This window comes from Yersinia sp. 1652 StPb PI (assembly GCF_041538345.1).
GTDB lineage: Bacteria > Pseudomonadota > Gammaproteobacteria > Enterobacterales > Enterobacteriaceae > Yersinia > Yersinia enterocolitica_E.
In genome coordinates this window covers 720,174-743,184 of sequence record NZ_JAULSM010000001.1, presented here as the reverse complement: position 1 = coordinate 743,184, position 23,011 = coordinate 720,174, and the positions used below count along the sequence as shown (strand labels likewise).

The following is a 23,011-nucleotide window of genomic DNA, read 5'->3' as shown; positions in this document are numbered from 1 at the left end:
GCCGTTTAATTCGGAGGTCAAAAACCAGGATCCCAATCTACCTCAACACGTTGAGCAGTGAGATCGACTTTCTTGATAACCTGCCCATGAAGAAACGGGACCAACCGCTCCTTCATACCGAATGCATCTTTCAGGTTTGCCTTCACTACCATCACATCGTTAGAACCGGTTTCCATCATATCGATGATTTTACCCAGTTCGTAACCCGTGGTTGTTACTACCTGACAGCCCATAAGGTCTTTCCAGTAGTAATCATCCTCTTCTAGTGCGGGTAGTTGCTTGGAATCTACGATAATTTCGCAATTAGTCAGTAAATTCGCGGCATCCCGATCGTCAACACCTTTAACTTTGATGATCAGATCTTGACTGTGGCGCTTCCAGTCTTCCAACTCGACATGCTGCCACTTACCGGCCTGCTGGATAAACCACGGCTGGTAATCAAAAATGCTTTCGGCGTTTTCGGTGGATGAAAATACTCTGAGCCAACCGCGAATGCCGTAAGTTGAACCCATTTTACCGAGTACAATCGGCTGATCGGGAACCACTGGATTGAGTTGCTTGCTCATAATAACCACCACCGCGACAGATTAAGCTGCTTTCTTAGCGTCTTTGATCAGCGCAGATACGCGATCAGAAACTGTTGCACCCAGGCCAACCCAATGTTCGATACGGTCCAGGTCCAAACGCAGAGCTTCAGCCTGACCAGCTGCGATCGGGTTAAAGAAGCCTACACGTTCGATAAAACGACCGTCACGAGCATTACGGCTGTCGGTCACTACTACTTGATAGAACGGACGCTTTTTAGCGCCGCCACGAGCCAAACGAATTGTTACCATAACATCCTCTTTAGTTAATAAAACAACTGGACCCCATCGGGGAACGGGGTCCAGTTGCAATATAAAAAGCCCGAAAATTTTACTCATTTTGGCGCAAAAAGCAATCTAAAGCGTAGATTCCTGTGCGCTAGTTTTGGAATGAGTACAGTTTTCTTCGTTTACCGCCGTTTTCAGCGGGAAATCATTACTCATCTCACACGGTTAACACCACTGCGTGAAATATACCCTTCGTACTTGAAATCACAGGGTTGTTGGCTGCGCGCACTAACCCGAATCACTTACTTGAGTAAGTTCATCGTGATTAGTTTACTGGCCGCCTACCTGAAACCCCAATCACTTTGGGTATGACGTTTAGCGGCCTGGGAAACCCGGTGGCATCATACCCTTCATGCCACGCATCATTTTAGCCAAGCCACCATTCTTCATTTTCTTCATCATGCGCTGCATTTCATCAAACTGCTTAAGTAAGCGGTTAACATCCTGTACCTGCACGCCAGAACCGGTAGCAATACGGCGCTTACGCGAGCCTTTGATGATCTCTGGTTTAGCACGTTCTTTCAGCGTCATCGAATTGATGATGGCCTCCATACGTACCGTCACCTTATCGTCCATCTGCGATTTCACGTTTTCTGGCAACTGACCGGCACCCGGCATTTTACTCAACATGCTGGCCATACCGCCCATATTGCGCATTTGCTTCAACTGGTCAAGGAAGTCGTTGAGATCGAAACCATCACCTTTTTTCAGCTTGGTGGCTAGTTTCTCCGCCTGTGCACGGTCAACTTTGCTTTCGATATCTTCAATCAGCGACAGCACGTCGCCCATCCCCAGAATGCGTGAAGCCACGCGATCCGGGTGGAATGGTTCCAGTGCGTCAGACTTTTCCCCCACGCCCAAGAATTTAATCGGCTTGCCGGTAATATGGCGGATAGACAGAGCCGCACCACCACGAGCATCACCATCAACTTTGGTCAGCACCACACCCGTGAGCGGCAACGCTTCGTTGAATGCTTTCGCCGTGTTAGCAGCATCCTGACCGGTCATTGCATCGACGACAAACAAGGTTTCAACCGGATTAATCGCGGCATGAATCTGTTTGATCTCGTCCATCATCGCTTCATCGACGTGCAAGCGACCAGCGGTATCGACAATCAGAACATCATAAAACTTAAGTTTTGCCTGTTGCAGGGCACGATTAACAATATCAATCGGCTTTTCTTGTACATCAGACGGGAAGAAATCAATATCAACACCCTGTGCCAGCGTCTCCAACTGTTTGATCGCCGCAGGGCGATACACGTCGGCAGACACAACCAGCACTTTTTTCTTCTGTTTCTCTTTAAGGAACTTACCCAGTTTGGCCACACTGGTGGTTTTACCCGCCCCTTGCAGACCGGCCATTAACACCACTGCTGGCGGTTGAGCGGCCAGATTCAGTTCGTTATTGACCTCACCCATGGCGGTGATAAGTTCATTTTTAACTATTTTGACGAATTCTTGGCCTGGTGTGAGGCTTTTATTCACCTCATGCCCGACAGCACGCTCTTTTACCCGGTTGATAAAGTCACGAACCACCGGCAGGGCTACGTCAGCTTCCAGTAACGCCATGCGCACTTCACGCAGCGTTTCTTTAATATTTTCTTCTGTCAGCCGGCCACGGCCGCTGATATTGCGCAGTGTGCGCGACAATCGATCAGTTAAGTTCTCAAACATTGTCTCATACTCAACGTGGAAACAGGCCGCTCTGGCGACACAATGGGGGGATTATAACACGAAGCTTAAACGATCTCTGCTCTCACGTCGGAGAACGGTTGGAGAGGAACGCGCTCAACGCTATACTGGCTATCTAATTCACTTAGCCGATGCTCATATACCGCTATGCCCGTGTTCTCCATTTTGGCTTTGATCGCTTATTCGCTCAGCCTGGGCCTGATTGTCCCAAGCCTGGTGCAGAAAAATAGTGCTTACCGGCGGTTAGCGCTGGTTTCTGCCGTCGTGGCTCTAGTGTGCCATGCTATTGCTCTGAAGCATCAGATTTTTGATGTCGGTGGGGGCCAAAACCTCACTTTATTGAATATTGGCTCCATCGTGGGGTTGATGATCTGCACTATCATGACTATCGTCGCCTCACGGGGGCGCGGTTGGTTCTTGCTGCCGATTGTCTATAGTTTCGCCATGATCAATCTGGCCCTTGCCAGTTTGCTACCGGGCGAGTTTATTACTCATCTGGAAACCAGCCCTACCATATTCGTTCACATTGGGTTGGCGCTTTTTGCTTACGCGACACTTATTATCGCAGCGTTGTATGCATTACAACTGGCCTGGCTCGATTATCAGTTAAAGAATAAAAAACTGACATTTAATGCAGACATGCCACCATTAATGAGTATTGAGCGTAAAATGTTCCATATCACCCAAATTGGGGTGGTATTACTGACACTGACGCTGTGTACTGGTTTACTTTATATGGACAACATATTTAGTAAAGAAAACGTCCATAAAGCGGTGTTATCGATCATGGCCTGGTTTGTCTATATTGTTCTATTATGGGGCCATTACCATGAAGGCTGGCGCGGGCGTAGAGTGATTTGGTTCAGCTTCGCTGGTGCATTTCTACTTACGCTGGCCTATTTTGGTAGCCGCTTGGTGCAGGAAATTATAGTTCCTTAATCATCCTCTCCATCATCAGCGTATGGATCAGTTGAACTGACAGAGCCACCATCGCAATTAAGGAATACAGTGTTGGATCACGTATCAACTAGCACGCTGATCATTATTCTGGTCATTATGGTCGTGGTCTCGGCTTATTTTTCTGCCTCCGAAACCGGTATGATGACTCTTAACCGCTATCGTTTGCGCCATTTATCCAAACAGGGTAATCGCGCCGCACGGCGAGTTGAGAAACTGCTAAGACGTCCCGACCGCCTGATAAGTCTGGTGTTAATCGGCAACAACCTGGTTAATATTTTGGCATCCGCCTTGGCAACTATTGTTGGTATCCGCTTATACGGGAATGCTGGAGTCGCAATAGCAACCGGGGTGCTGACTTTTGTGGTGTTGATTTTTGCTGAGGTGATGCCGAAAACTATCGCGGCACTTTATCCTGAACGTGTCGCCTTCCCCAGCAGTTTCTTACTGGTTCCCCTACAGAAAATTATGCTGCCACTGGTATGGTTGTTAAATACCATTACGCGCGCGCTGATGCGTCTGTGTGGCATTAGAGGGAACGTTCACAGAAGCGATGCCGTCAGCAAAGATGAATTGCGCAGTATCGTGAATGAATCCCACTCACAAATATCCCGCCGTAATCAAGATATGTTGATATCGGTACTGGACTTGGAAAAAGTGACAGTTAGCGACATCATGGTGCCACGCAATGAAGTGGTCGGTATTGACATCAATGATGACTGGAAGTCAATCATCCGCCAGTTAACCCACTCACCACATGGGCGCATCGTGTTGTATCGCCAGTCATTGGACGATGCCATCGGCATGTTACGTGTGCGGGAAGCCTATCGATTGATGACGGAGAAAAAAGAGTTCAATAAAGAGAATTTGCTGCGCGCAGCCGATGAAATCTACTTTATTCCAGAAGGCACACCACTGAATGTACAACTGGTGAAATTTCAGAGAAATAAAGAGAAAGTCGGCATGATTGTCGATGAATATGGTGATATTCAAGGGTTGGTGACAGTTGAAGATATTTTGGAAGAGATCGTTGGCGACTTTACCACGTCAATGTCCCCAACACTGGCAGAAGAGGTCAATCCGCAAAGCGATGGTTCAGTACTCATTGATGGTAGCGCCAGCGTTCGCGAGCTGAACAAAGCATTCAACTGGTCACTTCCGATCGATGCCCGTACCATCAATGGCATGCTGCTGGAAGAGCTACAAGAGATCCCACAGGTCGGTGCTCAGGTCCGTATCGGCAATTACCTAATTGATGTTCTGGATGTACAAGAGAACATGATTAAACAGGTGCGAGTCGCCCCCATAGTATCTCAAGGCAGCTCCGCATAACTGCGTAACCAATGCGGCTAGCGAACATAAAAAAGACGCCTTATCAGCGTCTTTTTTGCATTAGCCTATCGAAAACTAAATATGTAATTCAGATAGTTTTTCTTTCGGCAGCGCCAGTTCTTCGTTGTGATTGATACGTACATCACGATCAAGGATACCTTTGGCAATCGCCTGAGCCTCTTCCAGTGAGTGCATATGATAAGTACCGCACTGATACTCATTCAGTTCAGGAATTTTCCGTTGGTCGGTTACCTTCAACACATCCGCCATTGCTGCTTTCCAGGCATTAGCAACGCGTTGCTCATCCGGCGTACCAATCAGGCTCATATAGAAACCGGTACGGCATCCCATTGGCGAGATATCGATAATCTCAACACCGTTGCCATTGAGGTGGTTACGCATAAAACCGGCAAATAGATGCTCCAGTGTATGAATCCCGCGTTCCGGCATCACTTCTTTATTTGGCACACAGAAGCGCAAATCAAATACAGTTATCTCGTCGCCATGAGGGGTTTTCATCGTCTTAGCAACACGCACAGCCGGTGCTTTCATAATGGTATGGTCTACGGTAAAGCTATCCAATAATGGCATTTAGTCACCTCCTCATAAGAAAATAATTTTTTATCTGATCTTTTTTCGCAATCCGTGAAACTTTTTCGAATCCTGTGCGTCTTAATATGTGAAAGACGCGCATTTGTTATCATCATCCCTGTTATCAGAGATGTTAATTTGGCCACAGCAATGTGGCCTTTTCTTTTTATTGGCCGCCATGAAGCAGCAAATATTCTTCAAAGCTTAGTTGATCTTTGAGTTCCAGATCACGCTGGCGCTGCCATGAAGCATCTCGCTCTGCGCTTAATTGCTCTTCTGTCAATAATTCCAATGGTTCATTTTGCAGCATCTCCTTGTAGCGCTCCGCGAGTTCAAGGCCAATACCACCAATACCACCTTCTTTCATTGCTTGCAAAATACGCGCGGAGAATGTCAGGCTTGGATCATCAAAATACGCCACAAGCTCATCACAAACTTGTTGATATTCAGTACTATCTTTACCATCCAGCACTTCTGCAACACGGCGCAGGTCTGCAAACAGATCTTTTCCGACCTTTTCCAGCGGCTCACGGGTATCGTTGCATCCCCTGCCAATTGTCTGCCCCGGCTTACGCCCTTCTAAAATAACCCGATTCCAGTTCTTACGGGTACACAGTAGTTCATCACTGCTCATTTCAGGCGCATCGGCCAATACACACCAAATCAGGAATAGATCGAGGAACCGTGCCTGTACTGCATCAACGCCAATCGGTGAGAATGGGTTAATGTCCAGAGAGCGCACTTCGATATATTCAATGCCACCACGTAGCAAAGCATCTGACGGTGATTCGCCAGCCCGGGTAACCCGTTTTGGCCGAATAGGGGCATACAATTCATTTTCAATCTGCAATACATTGGTATTCAATTGCAGATGACGGTCACCGTCTTTTAGCCCCAGTGCTGCGTACTCTTCTGATGGCGTTTGGATCGCACGTTTCAGCCCAGCAACATAGGTGTGCAGGTCATTAAACGTGATACCCAAATTGCTTTGTGATTTATTGGTATAACCCAAATCACTCAGACGTAAAGAGGTGGCATAGGGCAAATAACACATCCCCTTATCATTACGCTCAAAGGGTAATGCCGTCTCGCGCCCTTGCAGGAACGATGAACAAATCGCCGGCGAAGCACCAAACAGATATGGAATAACCCAACCAAAACGATAGTAGTTGCGAATCAGTCGGAAATAGCCCGCTGAAATCTCTTCCTTACCGCTTTTTTCATCGGTGACACCCGCCCATGCCTGCCAAAACTCCAGCGGCAAAGAGAAGTTATAGTGCACTCCAGAGATAGTTTGCATCAACGCACCGTAACGGTTTTTTAAACCTTCACGGTAAAGTGTTTTGAAACGGCCAATATTAGAAGAACCATACTTAGCCAATTCAATATCCTGCTCAGCCTCAATAAAGCAAGGCATACTGAGCGGCCACATACGTTCATCACCCAGTTTACGTGCCGTATAACGGTGGATATCACGTAAAAAAGTCAGCAAATGGTCAATATCCCCATCGACTGGAGTAATGAATTCCAACAATGCCTCAGCAAAATCAGTGGTAATCCATTGATGTGTCAGAGCTGCACCCAATGACTCTGGATGACCCGTCGAGGCTAATTGGCCATCGGCAGTCACTCTCAATGTTTCCCGCTCGATACCGCGACGGATCCCTTTCAGGGCTTTAGGATGCGCTTCCAGCCAAGTTAGCGCGTGTGATACATCCGGGATCAAATCGACCTCCCGCTCTTGAAAACCATAACTCGCCAGCATACTGAAACTGCATCGAGGTGACTATGTAAGTTTGTCACATTCTTTACTGCCACCAGGCGATTCCTTGCAACGTAATTACCGTTAATACGATATAACGTAATGCTTTTCCCAAACACAGAAAAAAAGCCACAAGACCCCAGGGCATTCGCAACCAGCCTGCCAACACACACATCAAATCGCCCACTATCGGTAGCCAGCTCAATAACAAAGCCGCTGGGCCAAAACGTTGGAGCCAGCCTAATGCTGTACTCATCCCCCGCTGTGGCTTTAGCTCCGGTAATAAACGCCCTATAACAACATTTGTTAGCCCCCCAAGGGTATTTCCGACAGTGGCAGATAACACCAACATCATTGCCGGCGCACTATCTGCCGTTAATAGGGTGACTAACAGAATTTCAGAATTTCCGGGTAAGAGCGTCGCACTGAGGAAGCTACTCCCGAATAAAGAAGCAATAGCTAGCGTACTACTCACAACAGGCGCACATCAACTATTGCCATATTGGCCCTTTTAGCCGCTTCAACACCAAAGTCAGCATCTTCGAAGACGACACATTTAGCTGGCTGCACGCAGAGTAACTGCGCACAGCGTAAAAATGTCTCAGGCTCTGGTTTATGTTTGGTGACATCATCAGCACCGACAACGGCCGCGAAATAACCGCGCAGACCCAGATGACACAAGAGCATCTCTGCCATAGCATGCTCGCTTCCTGTCCCTACAGCCATAGGTATACGCCCATGATAGGCTTTAACAACGTCTATGAGCGGTAGAGGCTTCACATTATCCAACAGCATCGTCTTCACTAATGCTGTTTTCTCAGTGGCCAATAAATGAGGATCCAAATCAGATTGATGATTAGCGATGATTGCCTGGGCAATTCGCCAAGTCGGTGCGCCATTCAAAGCCACCATCGCTTGATCATCGAAATGCATACCATAAGGCGTTAGCACCTGACGCCAGGCCTGACGATGTGTGGACTCAGTGTCCAGAATGGTGCCATCCATATCAAAAATCAGGCCTTCGTAGCGATCGTACATCGTGGCCCCGCGCCTAGGGATAAATGAAAAGCTACTTTATCGCAAACTAACTAAATTGTCGCTTACTGTATAATCGCCTGAATTTACTTGATAAATAATAAATTCAGCTTAATAAAGTTGCTATTTGATATATGAAGAAACCAATGAGTTGAAGCGTTGATTACGAGATAAGAGAATTCAGGTATTTCGTTTTGCTGGGCTATAGGGAACATGAAGCAAAAACTAAACAGCAGAAAACCCCGCCGTAGCGAGGTTTCTTAATATGGTGCACCCAGGAAGATGACTCGGCTTACGCCTCGCCCTACGGGCCGTTGCTAAAGCAACGTTGTCTCGCTGCGCTCGGCTCGAACTTCCGACCGCTCGGTTCTACGAATTATCTGCTACTAAAAGCAGAAAACCCCGCCGTAGCGAGGTTTCTTAATATGGTGCACCCAGGAAGATTCGAACTTCCGACCGCTCGGTTCGTAGCCGAGTACTCTATCCAGCTGAGCTATGGGTGCGATTTTTATTTCTAATTTTACGGAGGCGTTTCAGCAAGTGAAACTTAACAACAAGATGTATGACCTAGAAGATGGTGCACCCAGGAAGATTCGAACTTCCGACCGCTCGGTTCGTAGCCGAGTACTCTATCCAGCTGAGCTATGGGTGCAATTAATTCTTTGACACTACCTGATGTTCATTTGACTATTTCACCATACTGCAAAATATGGTGCACCCAGGAAGATTCGAACTTCCGACCGCTCGGTTCGTAGCCGAGTACTCTATCCAGCTGAGCTATGGGTGCATAGTAAATGGCGGTGAGGGAGGGATTCGAACCCTCGATACAGCTTTTGACCGTATACTCCCTTAGCAGGGGAGCGCCTTCAGCCTCTCGGCCACCTCACCATACGCTTCTTTCGAATTGTACCTGACTTGCTTTTGAAGAAGCTCATCGGCACTGCGTGGCGCACATATTACTTTCCCGCACTTATAAGTCAAACAATTTTTCCCAACTCACGTTCATTTGCACAATTCACACACAACATGACCAGTTTGACGTCAAAAAGAGTGTTTTATCAACAGGCAAGATAGTGTTTATTACGGCGTAATTCGATAGAGGAAAAAATAAAACTCTCACCACCGGCCAATTAAAGAGATTGAAAATAGAAAATTATTACAGGGAGAAGAAGGTAAAAAGGAGATAAAACAGCAGAACTGAGGAGAATAGACAGCAGTAGCGCCTCGTGTAACACGAGACGCTGCTTCAAAATCAGTAAGTCGTCGGTTGAGACTTTTCTGCTTGGATGCGCTGGTAGATCTCTTCACGGTGAACAGAAACCTCTTTCGGAGCATTTACACCAATTCGAACTTGGTTGCCTTTAACCCCTAATACAGTAACCGTAACCTCATCGCCAATCATGAGTGTTTCACCAACTCGACGAGTCAGAATAAGCATTCTTTGCTCCTTGAAAAATTAAAAGAGTCGGGTCTCTCAGTTTCCCCGCCATTATCCATCATACACCGTGAAAACGTAAGCCATCACATTCACATAAAATGTAAGTAGCTTGGTCGAGTCTCTAACTAATACAAGTTTAGCTGAAGCAAACAACTTTGCGTTTAACTTTGTTTTCGAACTATGACATGAAAATTGAAAAACGCCATACCCAGCATAGAGATATGGCGTATTGATTTAATAGGTCATTACTTGCTTATAACCGGGAAGCTACCCAAGCGTCTACGCTTGCCAATGCCGCTGGCAATGCCAGAACATCAGTACCACCCGCTTGTGCCATATCAGGCCGTCCACCGCCTTTACCGCCCACTTGTTGGGCAATATCTGCGATTAACTCACCTGCTTTTACTTTTCCGGTAAGATCTTTGGTTACACCAACAATCAGGCTGACCTTATCATCCGCTGTCGTTGCCAGCACAATAATGGCCGACCCCAGTTGATTTTTAAGATCATCAACCATGGTACGCAGCATTTTTGGTTCAACATTGTCTAACTGACTAACGAGTAACTTCACGCCGTTAACCAATTTCGCACTTGATGACAATGACGCACTTTCTTGAGCGGCTTGTTGATCTTTCAGTTGCTGGAGTTCACGTTCCAGCAGTTTACTGCGATCCAACACTGCGCGGACTTTATCTGCCAAATTATGGGTATCACCTTTCACCAGATGAGCAACATCCGCCAGCAGGTCAGTTTGCTGGTGTAGCAGTGCAATAGCCCCCTCTCCAGTGACCGCCTCGATACGGCGGATACCTGCCGCCGTACCTGATTCAGACAGGATGCGGAACAAGCCAATATCACCAGTGCGGCTGGCGTGAATACCGCCACACAGCTCAGTTGAGAAATCGCCCATAGTTAATACTCGTACCTGGTCGTCGTATTTCTCACCAAACAGGGCCATCGCCCCTTTTTCTTTGGCTGCATCCAGCTCCATCACTTCTGTCTGGACTGGCAAGTTACGGCGAATCTGCTCGTTGACCAGATCTTCTACCTGACGAATTTGTTCTGGCTTCATCGCTTCAAAATGAGAGAAGTCAAAACGCAAATACTTGTCGTTAACTAACGAGCCTTTCTGAGCAACGTGCTCACCCAGCGTTTTACGCAATGCCGCATGCAGTAAATGGGTTGCGGAGTGGTTCAACCGAATGCGGTTACGACGTGCGACGTCAACCTGAGCATCGATACTGTGGTTAACTCGCAGAGTGCCTTGAGTCAATTGCCCCAAGTGACCGATAGCCTGACCGTATTTCTGAGTGTCCGCTACCACGAAGGTGGCGGTAGCATTTTTAAGTTCGCCTTTGTCACCAACCTGACCACCAGACTCACCATAAAATGGTGTTTGATTCAAGACAACAACTGCCTCTTCACCGGCATTAATTTCATCAACGGCTACCCCGTTGCGGAACAATGCGGTAACGGTAGCTTGTTGATGAACATGGTCATAACCCGAGAACTGGCTCGCGCTATCAACACGGATCATACTATTATAATCTGCACCAAAACCACTGGATTCGCGGGCACGACGACGCTGGGCTTCCATCGCTTGTTCAAAACCAGCTTCATCCACTTTCAGATTACGCTCACGACAAACATCAGCAGTTAAATCAACCGGGAAGCCGTAAGTATCATATAAGCGGAAAGCCGTCTCACCGTCGAGGGTGTCACCGGTCAATTTACTGAGTTCTTCATCCAGCAGGGCTAAGCCACGCTCTAAGGTGCGCGCAAACTGCTCTTCTTCAGTTTTCAGAACTTGTTCAACCATCGCCTGCTGTTGTTTCAATTCAGCAGCAGCAGATCCCATCACGGCAATCAACGGAGCAACTAATTTGTAGAAGAAAGTCTCTTTAGCCCCCAACATGTTGCCATGGCGAATAGCGCGGCGAATAATACGACGCAAAACATAACCACGGTTTTCATTTGACGGGATAACCCCATCAGAAATCAGGAAGGCACAAGATCGAATATGGTCAGCGATGACACGCAGCGACTTGCTGGAAAGATCGGTTGCACCAGTGGCTTGCGCCACCGCTTTAATCAAATCGCGGAACAGGTCAATCTCATAGTTAGAATTAACGTGTTGTAATACCGCAGCAATACGCTCAAGCCCCATACCGGTATCAACCGAGGGCTTAGGCAATGGCAGCATAGTGCCATCTGACTGGCGGTTAAACTGCATGAAGACGAGGTTCCAGATCTCAATATAGCGATCGCCATCTTCTTCTGCCGACCCAGGAGGTCCGCCCCAGATATGGTCACCATGATCAAAGAAAATCTCTGTGCATGGACCACATGGGCCGGTATCACCCATTTGCCAGAAGTTATCTGACGCAAAAGCACCACCTTTGTTATCACCGATACGAATGATACGTTCACGAGGAACACCAACGTCGTTAGCCCAGATTTCATAGGCCTCATCATCGGTTTCGTAGACGGTTACCCAAAGTTTTTCTTTTGGTAAGTTAAACCACTGTTCGCTGGTCAATAATTCCCAAGCAAAACTGATAGCATCATGTTTGAAATAATCACCAAAGCTGAAGTTACCCAACATTTCGAAAAATGTGTGATGACGCGCGGTATAACCTACGTTTTCCAGATCGTTATGCTTACCACCTGCACGCACACAACGTTGAGAGGTCGTTGCACGAGAATAAGCCCGTTTATCCAAACCTAAGAAAACGTCCTTGAACTGGTTCATCCCCGCATTGGTAAACAACAGCGTCGGGTCATTATTGGGAACCAAAGAGCTGCTTGATACAACCTGGTGTCCCTTGCTATGGAAGAAATCGAGAAACGCTTGACGAATCTCAGCGGTGCTCTTGCTCATAATTGCCCCGGAAACAAGCTAAAAGAATGGCCCGCAAGCATATTGCGCATCAATTATTGATAACGCAGTGGGTAAGCTCACGAACAAAAAGTGGGAATAAGATAAATTTTCTTCGAGGGGAAGTAAAATCCCGCGTGCATTCATTCGACAAAATCATTGTAAATCGACTGAATTTCTTCTTGGAAGAAGCCACGATAGAGGAGATAACGCTGAACTTTCGCCTTTTCTTTCCACTCAAGAGGTAAAGTTTCACTAAATTTACGCTGTGCGACTTCTTTTGCGAGCAGACACCAGTCGATTTCACTAATTTCAAAAGCAGCTTGAATTAGCTCTTTATCGACCCCTTTTTGCATCAATTCCGAACGGATGCGCTGTGCCCCATATCCTTTCCGACTACGGCTATTAATATAACTGGTGGCAAAGCGGGAATCGTCTAACCAATCGTGTTGGTAGCAATAAGCAATAACTTGTTCGATAGCTTGAGGATCAATATCTTCGACCGGTTTGCTATTTTCACCGCTGGTGCGCCTGCCCCAATTCCCTTTTGCCGAAAAAGGCTGGGCTGCAAGCTTACGACGCAACTCCGATTCACTATGATCACGCTGAGAGAGTAATCTCATGGCACGGCTTAACAGGTCATTCATATACCCTTCTTACTTGACGTTACTGCTGTGTTAGCGGCTCTCACTCGCCCGAATTACTGACAAGGGTCAGCTCATCGGGACTCATTCGTTGGCTGCCTTGCTGTAACCCCAATTACTTTGGGTATTACCCTTCTTACTTGACGTTACTACTGTGTTAGCGGCTCTCACTCGCCCGAATTACTGACAAGGGTCAACTCATCGGGACTCATTCGTTGGCTGCCTTGCTGTAACCCCAATTACTTTGGGTATTACCCTTCTTACTTGACGTTACTGCTGTGTTAGCGGCGCTCACTCGCCCGAATTACTGACAAGGGTCAACTCATCGGGACTCATTCGTTGGCTACCTTGCTGTAATCAAATTATTTTGGGTAACAGCCTTCTCTCTCGGCGTTGCAGGTAGGTACGGGTTCTGATTATTTTGGATATGAGCAGGAGTGGAGGGCTGAATACGAATTGCTATTTACTCAAGCGGCCCAATTGATGGGCCGCTTGTTAACTACTTAATCTGCTGATACTAACGCGCTGTTTTAACCTTATTAATTAAAACTCTTCGCTAGTTTCATCAGTCTCATCGGCAAATGCTGCTGTTGCTACAGGTTGTTCGCCGTTCCCACCGTTAAGTAGCATTTCACGCAGTTTTTTATCCAACTCTGCCGCAACCGCTGGGTTTTCTTTTAAATAGTTGCTGGCATTCGCTTTACCTTGACCAATTTTGTCGCCGTTGTAGCTATACCATGCACCTGCTTTCTCAATCAGTTTGTGTTTAACACCCAAATCAACGAGTTCGCCGTTAATATTGATGCCTTCACCGTACAGAATCTGGAATTCAGCTTGTTTAAATGGCGCTGCAATTTTATTTTTCACAACTTTAACGCGAGTTTCGCTACCAACAACCACATCGCCTTCTTTTACTGCGCCAATACGGCGAATATCCAAACGTACAGACGCGTAAAATTTAAGTGCGTTACCACCGGTGGTGGTTTCAGGGTTACCAAACATAACGCCGATCTTCATACGAATCTGGTTAATGAAGATCAGTAAGGTATTCGCATTCTTCAAGTTACCCGCCAGCTTACGCATAGCCTGGCTCATCATACGTGCCGCAAGGCCCATGTGAGAGTCACCGATTTCGCCTTCAATCTCGGCTTTAGGCGTCAATGCAGCAACCGAGTCAACGATGATAACGTCAACAGCACCAGAACGAGTCAATGCATCACAGATTTCCAATGCTTGCTCGCCAGTATCTGGCTGAGAACAAAGCAGGTTATCAATATCTACACCTAATTTTTTGGCATAAATTGGGTCAAGAGCATGCTCAGCATCGATAAATGCACAAGTCTTGCCTTCACGCTGTGCGGAAGCAATAACCTGTAACGTTAGCGTTGTTTTACCTGATGACTCAGGGCCATAAATCTCAACAATACGCCCCATTGGCAAGCCACCCGCCCCCAATGCGATATCAAGAGAAAGGGAACCGGTAGAGATGGTTTCAACATCCATTGAGCGGTCTTCGCCAAGGCGCATAATAGAGCCTTTACCGAATTGTTTTTCAATTTGGCCCAGTGCTGCTGCTAACGCCTTTTGTTTATTCTCATCAATAGCCATTTTTACTCCCTCTCTGGTATGCAGGGGTTACCCCTACCATTACCACTGAATGTTGTTTTATGCAGGAAATTACCGCTAATTATACTGTACAATCATACAGTATCAAGCCTATTTTTACAGAAAATCATCGAATAGTGTTTGTAGCGCGAAAACAGCCGCTTGCAGCCTTACCGCATCGCGATCACCGGGGAAAATCTGTTTGCATGCCAAAATCTGCCCTTCACGTGCCGCGAAAGCAAACCATACCGTACCAACCGGTTTATCCGCACTGCCACCATCAGGCCCGGCAATGCCACTGATAGATACCGCGAAGTCAGCATTCGCTTCTCTCAATGCTCCGAGCGCCATCTCTCGTACTACGGCTTCACTCACAGCACCATAATTTGCCAACGTGATTTCGTCCACACCGAGCAAATCGTGTTTGGCTGCATTACTGTATGTCACGAAACCACGGTCAAAGTACGCTGAACTCCCCGCAATATCAGTTAATGCTTTGGCCACCCAACCCCCTGTACAGGACTCAGCACAGGTCACCCAGGCACCACGGGCCTTTAGCTTATTCCCGATTGCAATACTGAGCTGACGTAATTGTTTCTCGCTCATTGTTGCCCCCTACTCTAATAAAATCTCCCGCCGCCGATAGTAGCACTTCTTTAGCCCGTAACGACAACCACTGTCAGTTATGCGAAACCTCTCGCAAGGAGGAATGAAAAAAAGCGCTTTCCCGTACAAAGCTTTACCTCACAGGCTTAGCTGTTAGTATCAAAAGGGCTGTTCGAATTTATCGGCAACGTAGGATGCGGCAAGTTGCATCAGGGGTACTGGATAGTTATCCGGGATGATGAACTAAGGACGAGATAGTGAAAAAAACGCTTAACGCCTTTTTCCCACTTTATAGTGCAACCGTTTTGATGTTGCTGGGTTCAGGCTTATTGACGACCTATATTTCGCTAAGGTTGACCGCCATCCATGTCTCAGGTGCATTAATTGGGGCAATTATTGCCGCAAATTATATTGGTCTGGTGATCGGTGGCAAGGTTGGCCATTTCCTGATTGCCCGCGTAGGCCATATTCGCGCTTATGTCGCCTGTGCCGGTATTATCACGGCAGCCGTGTTAAGCCATGGACTTACTGAATACATCCCCGCATGGGTAGTTCTGCGCTTGATTATTGGCCTCTGTATGATGTGTCAGTTTATGGTGCTGGAAAGTTGGCTCAATGATCAGGCAGCCTCTAATCAACGCGGTATCGTGTTTGGTGTTTATATGGCTGCAACCTATGCCGGTATGGCGTTAGGTCAGGTGGTATTAATGCTCCAACCTGAGTTGGGTTTGAGCACCCTGATGATTATTGCGCTATTTTTTGCCCTTTGCCTGGTGCCTGTAGCCCTGACAACGCGCAGTAATGCCCAACAAATGTCCCCAGCCCCTATGGAGCTGAAATTCTTTATCAGTTCAATTCCCAAAATACTGGCATCAACTTTGGTGATTGGCATGATTGTCGGCTCCTTCTATGGTCTGGCACCGGTCTATGCCAGCCTGCAATCGCTATCAACGCAGGAGACCGGTTTGTTTATGGCATTATCTATCTTTGCCGGTTTAGTGGCCCAACTTCCTCTCAGTTGGTTGTCCGATCGCTATAACCGCACGCTATTGATCCGTATTAACGCATTATTACTGGCATTAACTGCGCTGCCGTTGGCCCTGGTGCCCCATATCTCGTTCCATTTCTTACTGGGTCTGGGGTTTGTCGTCAGCATGTTGCAGTTCACCCTCTACCCACTGGTGGTCGCTCTGGCTAATGACCTGATTGCACCAGAGCGGCGTGTGTCACTGGCGGCATGCTTACTGATGTCATTTGGCGTTGGCGCCAGCATCGGGCCGCTTGCTGTAGGTGCCCTGATTCAGCCATTGGGTGGCAATATTCTGTATGCATTCTTCGTACTGTGTGGTGTGGGCCTGATAACACTGAGCAGAACGGTGAAACAAGATCAGGACGAATTTGTTAACGATGCCCCGGTTCCACATATGGCAATACCGGACAGTCTGGTCAGTTCCCCACTGTCACCAGCGCTGAACCCTAGTTTTGACGAGCAAATGATCCACGATGTTATGCCGCCTCCTGATCAACAAGAAGAAGCAGAAAAAACAGAGGAATCGTCTGCAACAGACACACCTAACGCCCCGTAACTCGGGGTCATAGGGGTATCAGTTTGTTTGTGCAACCTCTCTGACGTTAAAATTCGGTACAGCTTGTTATTTATTCAGCTTTGAATAAAAATACCAACATCAGGTAATTAGCGGGACGGAACCATGTCGAGACAAGATGAGCAACGGTTGCTGGTGAAAATAGCCACGCTGTATTACAGCGAAGGTATGAAGCAATCTGAAATTGCTGACAGCCTGCATTTATCTCAATCTTTTGTCTCCCGAGCGATCACCCGCTGCGTTAAAGAAGGAGTGGTGAAAATCAGCGTGATTCAGCCTGCCAATATGTTTATTGGTATCGAATCACGGATTCAAAAACACTATGGAATCGATCAGGCCATTGTGGTGGATATTGCTGATGACGCCAACCCAGTCCAAATAAAGCAAGCTATTGGTTCTGCTGCTGCCCATTACATGCAAACCAGTATTCGCCCAAACGATATGGTGGGGATCTCTTCGTGGAGTAGCACTATCCGGGCGATGGTTGATAACCTTCATCCGCTTAACATCAAAACCAGCGGGGTTATCCAATTACTGGGAGGGGTTGGCCCCAATGGTAATGTGCAAGCCACCTTGTTAACTCAAGCATTAGCCAATATTTTAAATTGCCCGGCTTACTTGCTGCCCGCTCAAAGCATTGAACGTTCGACAGAAGACCGCGCACGCCTGATATCCAGTGGTGAAGTTGCCGATGTAGTGAATAAATTCGCCGAAGTTGATCTGGCATTGGTGGGAATTGGTGATCTGGAGCCATCACAGCTATTGAGAAACTCCGGTAACTATTATCACGAAGAGATGCTCAAGTTGCTGGCAGAGCGTGGCGCCGTGGGTGATTTATGTCTGCATTATTTTGATGCTGCTGGCGATGCGGTACTCAGCGATGAAGAAGATCCAGTGATTGGTATGTCGCTACCACAACTGCGCGCCTGCCCCCGAGTGGTAGCGCTGGCAGGAGGGGTAGGGAAAAGTGCTGCCATTCGTGGCGCACTGACGGGTAACTATGTTGATGTATTGATTACCGACAGATTAACCGCCGAAACCTTGCTTTAAAGCGACTGCGCTCGGTTAATAATCACCATAATGATTCGCCGCGCCCTCCCTGGTGCGGCATTTGATAACGTCATTGAAACTAAAGCGGCGACTTCCCATGCCAGTAACAATCAACTCCCAGATACTTACTGAATGCTTCTTGCAATACCTGAGCTGTCGCTGAATGGTTCATCGCCACATGGTGTTCGAAACCATTATTACAGATATGCGTAAGTAAGCTTTCCAGCTGTGGCACTTCCACTACCGCACGGCAACCCACGGTATCTAACTCGTCACTGACAGAACGGCCTTCACCGACATAAGCCCGAACCTGGCCGGTAAAATCATCAGAAGAGAGGCGGAAATAGGTCAATGGCCCGGATTTCATGCGGCCATGGACAGCACCACAGGTATTCTCGCAACCTACAGTTGTTCCGATAATATCAGCGGTGCCCATGGTTGAGCTTTCCAGACTTTCACTGGCAAAGTTGCCACAGTGGAATAACACACATTTATCACGCTCTGCGCCAAAGTTATTATTCCAGTCAGCAATTGAGGCCGGCGCCAGTGAGCAACTCGCCAGTGCATACATCGATAGTGCCCCCATTACATCCACTTCACAGGCACTTGGCATCAGTTGCCCGGACATCACGCTCATAATGGAACAGACGTTGATACCCAAATTCTGTTGCAGCGAGGTCCAGCACTGCATGGCGGTGGTATCGATATCGTTGGCGATAATCCATTCACTGATAACCACAAACAGTTTCGCCATTTTGTGTAACTTATCTTGTGGAATGGCACTGGTGTCACCGTTGGCTTTTAACAGCGCCAGTTTTTCACCAACACGAATATCGTTATCACTGAGATTAGCGACGCGGAAGAACACTTCGGATAAATCGAGCGTTTCAACAGTAATGCCCAAATTCTCCAATAACTTCTCGCTGTAGCGCACGGTATTAAAGTTAGTTGGACGAGCACCAATAGCCCCGACACGCACCCGTTTCATGGCATGCACCACCCGGCACAGTTGTACAAATTGCTCGACGTCGTGGCTAAATATTTCGCTGTTTAGACTACAAACATGCTGCTTGGTCAATGTGAATGGAATGCCATATTGGCGCAGGTTGTTACATAACGAGATTTTGCCGCAGAAGCTGTCGCGACGCGTCGCTAGCCCCATTTTATCCAGCGCATCTTCTTCAGCCTGTACTAATACCGGTACTTTGAGGCCCGAAAGGCGAATAGCATCTGAGACACTTTTTTCATCACCAAAGTTGGGCAGAATCACTACTACACCATGGATCTCTTCGCTGTGCTTACGGAATAACTCGGCACACACGTTGGCATCACGCCAGTTTTCAACCCCCCCCAAGGGGGTTTGCTCTTCATTGAGCATAATGATGTTGATGCCCAGTCTATCAAACAGCGCCTGAGCATCACGGCGCGCGTCAGCCACCAGATAGCTTGGGAAAAACCCCCGGTTGCCGATAATCACCGCGAAAGTTAACTTACGAGGTATTGCTGACATATGCTTACTCCTAGTGTGGGTTATTTCGGCTGAAAACGCGCGCGCGCGATGGCCGTTTGCCAGAGGCTATAGTTATCTTGCATCTCCGCACTTTGAGCGCGCGGTTCGATGTATTCCACTTCACGGGGAAGTGCGGCTAATTGCTGGTTATCCTGCCACCAACCGAGGGTTTTCCCGCCTAAATATGCCGCTCCCAGTGCCGATACTTCGGCGGTATGGTTGCGTATCAACGTGCGCTGCAACAGGTCGGCTTGAAATTGCATCAACCAGCGGTTGCTGGTCGCTCCACCATCTACCCGCAGCCGTTCAAGACGATGGTTGCCAGCCCGCTCCATAGCAAAAAACACGTCGGCTATTTGGTAGGCGACCGACTCTAACCCGGCGCGGGCTAATACCGCAGGGGTGGTAGCATCGGTCAAGCCGCAGAACAGACCACGAGCCTGGCTATCCCAATAAGGCGCCCCTAATCCCGAGAGGGCTGGAACAAAATAGACTCCCTGATTACCTGACTGACTTTGCGCCATCTCGGTCAAGTGCGCTAAATCCGTGATACCTAGCATGCGTGAAACCCACGCCACCCCCGAACCGGTATGCGTGATATTGCCTTCGAGGGCATAACGTAGTTCGCCGTCATGCCAGGCAATGGTGGTACTCAGGCCATTGCTCTGTGTTACCGCCTGCTTCACGGTAGTCATCAGGGAAGAGCCGGTACCATAGGTCGCTTTGATTTCGCCCGGACGGTCACCGCCCTGCCCATAGAGCGCAGCGTGGGAGTCGCCGATTTGTGCCACAATCGGTACCCCCTGTGGCAAGCCAATAATGCCGGTATTACCGGTATGTCCGTGGATAGCCGCCGAGGGTAATACCGCAGGCAGACAAAGACTGGGAATACCAAATAGCGCCAGCAGGTCAGGATCCCATTGGCCGGAATGAATATTAAACAGTTGGGTACGGGCTGCATTGGAGAAATCGGTCGAGAAACTTTGGCCGCCACTGAGCTGCCAGGTTAGCCAGCAGTCGATGGTTCCGACGCACAGTTCACCGTGAGCCGCACGTTCCACACCACGTGGAATTTCTGCCAGCATGCCGTGAACCTTAGCGGCCGGAAACAGCGGATCAATCTGCAATCCAGTGCGTTCGGCAATCATTGCCGCCTCCGGTAACTGGCTCAGCGTTTGACAGAAAAGCTCTGAGCGCCGACATTGCCAACTCACCACTGGCGTCAGTGGTGTGCCGGTCTCCCGCTCCCAAATCAGCACCGACTCACGCTGGTTACTGATGGCAACACCGGCCACCCGCGCACCTGCCAATTGGTTCAGACAGCCTTCGATTGCCAAACAGACCGCCTGCCAGATAGCCAGCGGGTCCTGCTCTGCCCAACCGGGCCTTGGGTGATTCAGCAGAAGAGGCACTGAAACCTTCGCCAGAATCTGCCCGGCAGTGTCCACTGCAATGGCTTTGGCATTGGTGGTGCCTTCATCAATAGCCAGAATAATCGGCGTTGACATGATTACTCTCCTCGGCAAAACCGCAGAGCACGCGCTACAATGCCTGCCGCATCAAAACCATGCCAGGCACGCATATCTGCCCTGTCGGCAGCAATCGCATAGCCGCCATCAGGAATACCTAATCTCACCAATGGGATCCCGCTGCCCGCTTCGGCCAACACTTCAGCCACCAAACTGCCCACACCACCATTAATGTTGTGCTCTTCGATGGTAATCACCCGCTGACTCTTCTGGAGAATGGTTAACAGTTGCTGAGTATCACACGGACGAATAGAAGAAACGTTGACCACCGCAGCAGAAACGTTGTTATCCGCCAGTATCGCGGCAGCACTTACAGCCTCATGCACTGTAGAACCCATCGCTACCAGAGCAATATCCTGACCATCCTGCAAGACATCAATCTGCCCCGGGACAAAGCGGTAGTGCTCATCATGGAGTTGTGGCAAGGATTTGCCGTCCAGACGAATATAGACCGGTCCCTGATGGGCGATAGCATAATCAATTATTTGACGGCACTCTTGTGGGTCAGAGGGAGCATAAATTTCGATATTGCCAAAACCACGTAAGATAGAAATATCATCGATACAGTGATGAGTACTGGCCAGCGGCCCGTAACTGGCGCCAGAATTGAGACCGAACAACTTAACATTGCTATTGTTGTAGCAAACATCGATTTTTAGCTGCTCATTGGAGCGTGAAATCAGGAATGGCGCGGCATTACAGGTTACTGCAACTTTCCCGCCCATGGATAAGCCCACGGCTGTGCCGACCATCGCTTGTTCGGCAATACCTACGTTAACCACGCGATCAGGGAAGCGAGCAGTAAACGGCCCGATTTTCGCCGTCGAAGTGGAATCAGCCACCACCGGAACCAGATCAACACCGTTATCCACGGCTTTGATAAACTGCTCAACCATCACTGAGGCCAAATGTTCTGCATTACTCATCGCTCAATTCCTCCAGTGCCAGATCAATTTCAGCACCTTTCGGCACCCGATGGTGCCACTCCACGCGCCCTTGAATAAAGGAGATACCGGCACCTTTTTCGGTGTTGGCAATCACCACATTGGGTTTACCCTTGGGTTGTAATGCCTCCAATGTTTCCACCACCGATTGCATGTTATTACCCTGGCATTCCGTTACTTCTAAACCAAATGCACGCCATTTATCCGCCAACGGGTCGGTATTCATAATTGACTTGGTGGTGCCCGCCAGTTGGAGTTTGTTTTTATCGTTAATGATTATCAGATTGTCTAACTGATAGTGAGCAGCCACTAATGCCGCTTCCCAGTTACTGCCTTCGGCTAACTCACCGTCGCCGGTCAGAACAAATACTCGGCGTTGGCTGTTGGCGCGTTTTGCCGCTAATGCGATCCCGACGGCGACCGGCAAACCATGTCCTAACGCGCCGGTATTTAATTCGATCCCCGGCGTTTTGTGTTTTACCGGATGGCCCGGCAGATGAGAGTTAGCGTGTTGATAAGTTGCCAACCATTCCTCTGGGAAATAACCCGCTTCCGCCAGACAGCAGTAATAGCCGCCAACGGCATGGCCCTTAGATTGCACATAGATATCGCGCTCAGGATCAGTTAACCGGTCAGGTGCGCAATTAAGGATGCGGAAATAGAGTGCGGTCAGAATCTCTACCTGCGAAAGATCAGCACCGGTATGCCCCCCTGCGGGGCTGTTCGCATTAAGCAGGACGATCCGGCGGCGGATAGCCCGCGCCTTTCTCACCAGCTCATCGATTGACAGTGAATACGGATTCATGACATTACCTCTCTTATATTTTCCTTCGCCATTGAATTTTTACTCATTAGCGAATATTTATTCCTGATGGTGCTAAAAAATAGCTTTCATCAAGCCTGACCGGAAAGCCTCCTCCGGCGTTACCTCTTCAGTGTTCTGCGGCTTAGGGCAAGGT

20 protein-coding genes, 4 tRNA genes and 1 other RNA gene are annotated in these 23,011 nt (G+C 48.4%); 4 read left to right on the top strand and 21 right to left on the bottom strand.

Annotated elements, in window-relative coordinates; translation table 11 throughout:
- Nucleotides 1–17: 17 nt before the first annotated feature.
- From rimM to ffh, 3 genes are all read right to left on the bottom strand, one after another.
- Nucleotides 18–566, bottom strand: a complete 549-nt coding sequence (gene rimM / locus Q2T71_RS03350; protein WP_032905542.1) for a ribosome maturation factor RimM — start codon at nt 564–566, stop codon at nt 18–20.
- A gap of 21 nt (nt 567–587) precedes the next feature.
- On the bottom strand, nt 588–836 hold the full coding sequence (gene rpsP, locus Q2T71_RS03345) for a 30S ribosomal protein S16 (protein WP_005182026.1): 249 nt from the start codon (nt 834–836) through the stop codon (nt 588–590).
- A 351-nt stretch (nt 837–1,187) separates the two neighbouring features.
- Nucleotides 1,188–2,549 (bottom strand): signal recognition particle protein, encoded by a 1,362-nt coding sequence (ffh, locus tag Q2T71_RS03340; protein WP_083160233.1) that lies wholly within the window; start codon nt 2,547–2,549, stop codon nt 1,188–1,190.
- Nucleotides 2,550–2,714: 165 nt separating this feature from the next.
- Here ffh and Q2T71_RS03335 point away from each other — a divergent pair, with 165 nt between their 5' ends.
- Both Q2T71_RS03335 and Q2T71_RS03330 read left to right on the top strand, forming a co-directional pair.
- The gene (locus Q2T71_RS03335; RefSeq protein ID WP_372558118.1) at nt 2,715–3,506 is read left to right on the top strand and encodes an inner membrane protein YpjD; all 792 of its coding nucleotides are present in this window, start codon (nt 2,715–2,717) and stop codon (nt 3,504–3,506) included.
- 72 nt (nt 3,507–3,578) lie between these two features.
- On the top strand, nt 3,579–4,856 hold the full coding sequence (locus tag Q2T71_RS03330) for an HlyC/CorC family transporter (RefSeq protein WP_372558117.1): 1,278 nt from the start codon (nt 3,579–3,581) through the stop codon (nt 4,854–4,856).
- A gap of 75 nt (nt 4,857–4,931) precedes the next feature.
- On the opposite strand, the gene luxS is transcribed toward Q2T71_RS03330, so the two are convergent.
- From luxS to pncC, 14 genes are all read right to left on the bottom strand, one after another.
- Nucleotides 4,932–5,447, bottom strand: a complete 516-nt coding sequence (luxS, locus tag Q2T71_RS03325; RefSeq protein WP_083160240.1) for an S-ribosylhomocysteine lyase — start codon at nt 5,445–5,447, stop codon at nt 4,932–4,934.
- 166 nt (nt 5,448–5,613) lie between these two features.
- The gene (gene gshA, locus Q2T71_RS03320) at nt 5,614–7,212 is read right to left on the bottom strand and encodes a glutamate--cysteine ligase (protein WP_193784717.1); all 1,599 of its coding nucleotides are present in this window, start codon (nt 7,210–7,212) and stop codon (nt 5,614–5,616) included.
- Between the two features lie 43 nt (nt 7,213–7,255).
- Nucleotides 7,256–7,684, bottom strand: coding sequence for a YqaA family protein (locus tag Q2T71_RS03315; RefSeq protein ID WP_372558116.1), 429 nt, complete (start codon nt 7,682–7,684; stop codon nt 7,256–7,258).
- Nucleotides 7,681–8,247, bottom strand: a complete 567-nt coding sequence (gene yqaB / locus Q2T71_RS03310; RefSeq protein ID WP_372558115.1) for a fructose-1-phosphate/6-phosphogluconate phosphatase — start codon at nt 8,245–8,247, stop codon at nt 7,681–7,683. The genes Q2T71_RS03315 and yqaB overlap by 4 nt, the downstream gene beginning before the upstream one ends.
- Before the next feature lie 263 nt (nt 8,248–8,510).
- A non-coding RNA gene (locus Q2T71_RS03305) (RtT sRNA) lies at nt 8,511–8,641 on the bottom strand.
- Nucleotides 8,642–8,670: 29 nt separating this feature from the next.
- Nucleotides 8,671–8,747: transfer RNA gene (locus Q2T71_RS03300), tRNA-Arg, on the bottom strand.
- A 72-nt stretch (nt 8,748–8,819) separates the two neighbouring features.
- Nucleotides 8,820–8,896, bottom strand: a tRNA-Arg gene (locus Q2T71_RS03295).
- Between the two features lie 58 nt (nt 8,897–8,954).
- Nucleotides 8,955–9,031: transfer RNA gene (locus tag Q2T71_RS03290), tRNA-Arg, on the bottom strand.
- Between the two features lie 8 nt (nt 9,032–9,039).
- A tRNA-Ser gene (locus Q2T71_RS03285) sits at nt 9,040–9,132 on the bottom strand.
- A gap of 364 nt (nt 9,133–9,496) precedes the next feature.
- A complete protein-coding gene (csrA, locus tag Q2T71_RS03280; protein WP_002209449.1) occupies nt 9,497–9,682 on the bottom strand; it encodes a carbon storage regulator CsrA in 186 nt (61 codons plus the stop codon).
- Between the two features lie 253 nt (nt 9,683–9,935).
- Nucleotides 9,936–12,563 carry an alanine--tRNA ligase gene (alaS, locus tag Q2T71_RS03275; RefSeq protein WP_372558114.1) on the bottom strand — a complete coding sequence of 876 codons (2,628 nt, stop codon included), beginning with the start codon at nt 12,561–12,563 and terminating at the stop codon, nt 9,936–9,938.
- A gap of 140 nt (nt 12,564–12,703) precedes the next feature.
- Nucleotides 12,704–13,207: a recombination regulator RecX gene (gene recX, locus Q2T71_RS03270; RefSeq protein ID WP_083160248.1), complete on the bottom strand. Its 504-nt coding sequence runs from the start codon at nt 13,205–13,207 to the stop codon at nt 12,704–12,706.
- A gap of 540 nt (nt 13,208–13,747) precedes the next feature.
- Nucleotides 13,748–14,812, bottom strand: coding sequence for a recombinase RecA (gene recA / locus Q2T71_RS03265; RefSeq protein WP_083160250.1), 1,065 nt, complete (start codon nt 14,810–14,812; stop codon nt 13,748–13,750).
- A 114-nt stretch (nt 14,813–14,926) separates the two neighbouring features.
- On the bottom strand, nt 14,927–15,415 hold the full coding sequence (gene pncC, locus Q2T71_RS03260; protein ID WP_083160252.1) for a nicotinamide-nucleotide amidase: 489 nt from the start codon (nt 15,413–15,415) through the stop codon (nt 14,927–14,929).
- A gap of 257 nt (nt 15,416–15,672) precedes the next feature.
- Here pncC and Q2T71_RS03255 point away from each other — a divergent pair, with 257 nt between their 5' ends.
- Nucleotides 15,673–17,001 (top strand): MFS transporter, encoded by a 1,329-nt coding sequence (locus Q2T71_RS03255; protein ID WP_372558113.1) that lies wholly within the window; start codon nt 15,673–15,675, stop codon nt 16,999–17,001.
- Between the two features lie 123 nt (nt 17,002–17,124).
- Complete coding sequence (locus tag Q2T71_RS03250; protein ID WP_083160256.1) at nt 17,125–18,069, top strand: sugar-binding transcriptional regulator; 945 nt, start codon at nt 17,125–17,127, stop codon at nt 18,067–18,069.
- A gap of 79 nt (nt 18,070–18,148) precedes the next feature.
- Here Q2T71_RS03250 and Q2T71_RS03245 read toward each other — a convergent pair whose 3' ends face one another.
- The 4 genes from Q2T71_RS03245 to Q2T71_RS03230 are packed head-to-tail and all read right to left on the bottom strand — an operon-like array spanning nt 18,149 to nt 22,857.
- The gene (locus tag Q2T71_RS03245; RefSeq protein ID WP_372558112.1) at nt 18,149–19,579 is read right to left on the bottom strand and encodes an L-fucose/L-arabinose isomerase family protein; all 1,431 of its coding nucleotides are present in this window, start codon (nt 19,577–19,579) and stop codon (nt 18,149–18,151) included.
- A 20-nt stretch (nt 19,580–19,599) separates the two neighbouring features.
- Nucleotides 19,600–21,087, bottom strand: coding sequence for an FGGY family carbohydrate kinase (locus Q2T71_RS03240; protein ID WP_372558111.1), 1,488 nt, complete (start codon nt 21,085–21,087; stop codon nt 19,600–19,602).
- Between the two features lie 2 nt (nt 21,088–21,089).
- On the bottom strand, nt 21,090–22,034 hold the full coding sequence (locus Q2T71_RS03235) for a transketolase family protein (protein WP_372558110.1): 945 nt from the start codon (nt 22,032–22,034) through the stop codon (nt 21,090–21,092).
- On the bottom strand, nt 22,027–22,857 hold the full coding sequence (locus Q2T71_RS03230) for a transketolase (RefSeq protein ID WP_372558109.1): 831 nt from the start codon (nt 22,855–22,857) through the stop codon (nt 22,027–22,029). Before Q2T71_RS03230 ends, Q2T71_RS03235 begins: the two co-directional genes overlap by 8 nt.
- Nucleotides 22,858–23,011 lie beyond the last annotated feature (154 nt).

What these genes read in the sequence shown, in the direction of transcription:
- rimM (WP_032905542.1), bottom strand. Translation starts at nt 566, where the DNA reads ATGAGCAAGCAACTCAATCCAGTGGTTCCCGATCAGCCGATTGTACTC.
- rpsP (WP_005182026.1), bottom strand. Translation starts at nt 836, where the DNA reads ATGGTAACAATTCGTTTGGCTCGTGGCGGCGCTAAAAAGCGTCCGTTC.
- ffh (WP_083160233.1), bottom strand. Translation starts at nt 2,549, where the DNA reads ATGTTTGAGAACTTAACTGATCGATTGTCGCGCACACTGCGCAATATC.
- Q2T71_RS03335 (WP_372558118.1), top strand. Translation starts at nt 2,715, where the DNA reads ATGCCCGTGTTCTCCATTTTGGCTTTGATCGCTTATTCGCTCAGCCTG.
- luxS (WP_083160240.1), bottom strand. Translation starts at nt 5,447, where the DNA reads ATGCCATTATTGGATAGCTTTACCGTAGACCATACCATTATGAAAGCA.
- gshA (WP_193784717.1), bottom strand. Translation starts at nt 7,212, where the DNA reads ATGCTGGCGAGTTATGGTTTTCAAGAGCGGGAGGTCGATTTGATCCCG.
- yqaB (WP_372558115.1), bottom strand. Translation starts at nt 8,247, where the DNA reads ATGTACGATCGCTACGAAGGCCTGATTTTTGATATGGATGGCACCATT.
- csrA (WP_002209449.1), bottom strand. Translation starts at nt 9,682, where the DNA reads ATGCTTATTCTGACTCGTCGAGTTGGTGAAACACTCATGATTGGCGAT.
- alaS (WP_372558114.1), bottom strand. Translation starts at nt 12,563, where the DNA reads ATGAGCAAGAGCACCGCTGAGATTCGTCAAGCGTTTCTCGATTTCTTC.
- recX (WP_083160248.1), bottom strand. Translation starts at nt 13,207, where the DNA reads ATGAATGACCTGTTAAGCCGTGCCATGAGATTACTCTCTCAGCGTGAT.
- recA (WP_083160250.1), bottom strand. Translation starts at nt 14,812, where the DNA reads ATGGCTATTGATGAGAATAAACAAAAGGCGTTAGCAGCAGCACTGGGC.
- pncC (WP_083160252.1), bottom strand. Translation starts at nt 15,415, where the DNA reads ATGAGCGAGAAACAATTACGTCAGCTCAGTATTGCAATCGGGAATAAG.
- Q2T71_RS03250 (WP_083160256.1), top strand. Translation starts at nt 17,125, where the DNA reads ATGTCGAGACAAGATGAGCAACGGTTGCTGGTGAAAATAGCCACGCTG.
- Q2T71_RS03245 (WP_372558112.1), bottom strand. Translation starts at nt 19,579, where the DNA reads ATGTCAGCAATACCTCGTAAGTTAACTTTCGCGGTGATTATCGGCAAC.
- Q2T71_RS03240 (WP_372558111.1), bottom strand. Translation starts at nt 21,087, where the DNA reads ATGTCAACGCCGATTATTCTGGCTATTGATGAAGGCACCACCAATGCC.
- Q2T71_RS03235 (WP_372558110.1), bottom strand. Translation starts at nt 22,034, where the DNA reads ATGAGTAATGCAGAACATTTGGCCTCAGTGATGGTTGAGCAGTTTATC.
- Q2T71_RS03230 (WP_372558109.1), bottom strand. Translation starts at nt 22,857, where the DNA reads ATGAATCCGTATTCACTGTCAATCGATGAGCTGGTGAGAAAGGCGCGG.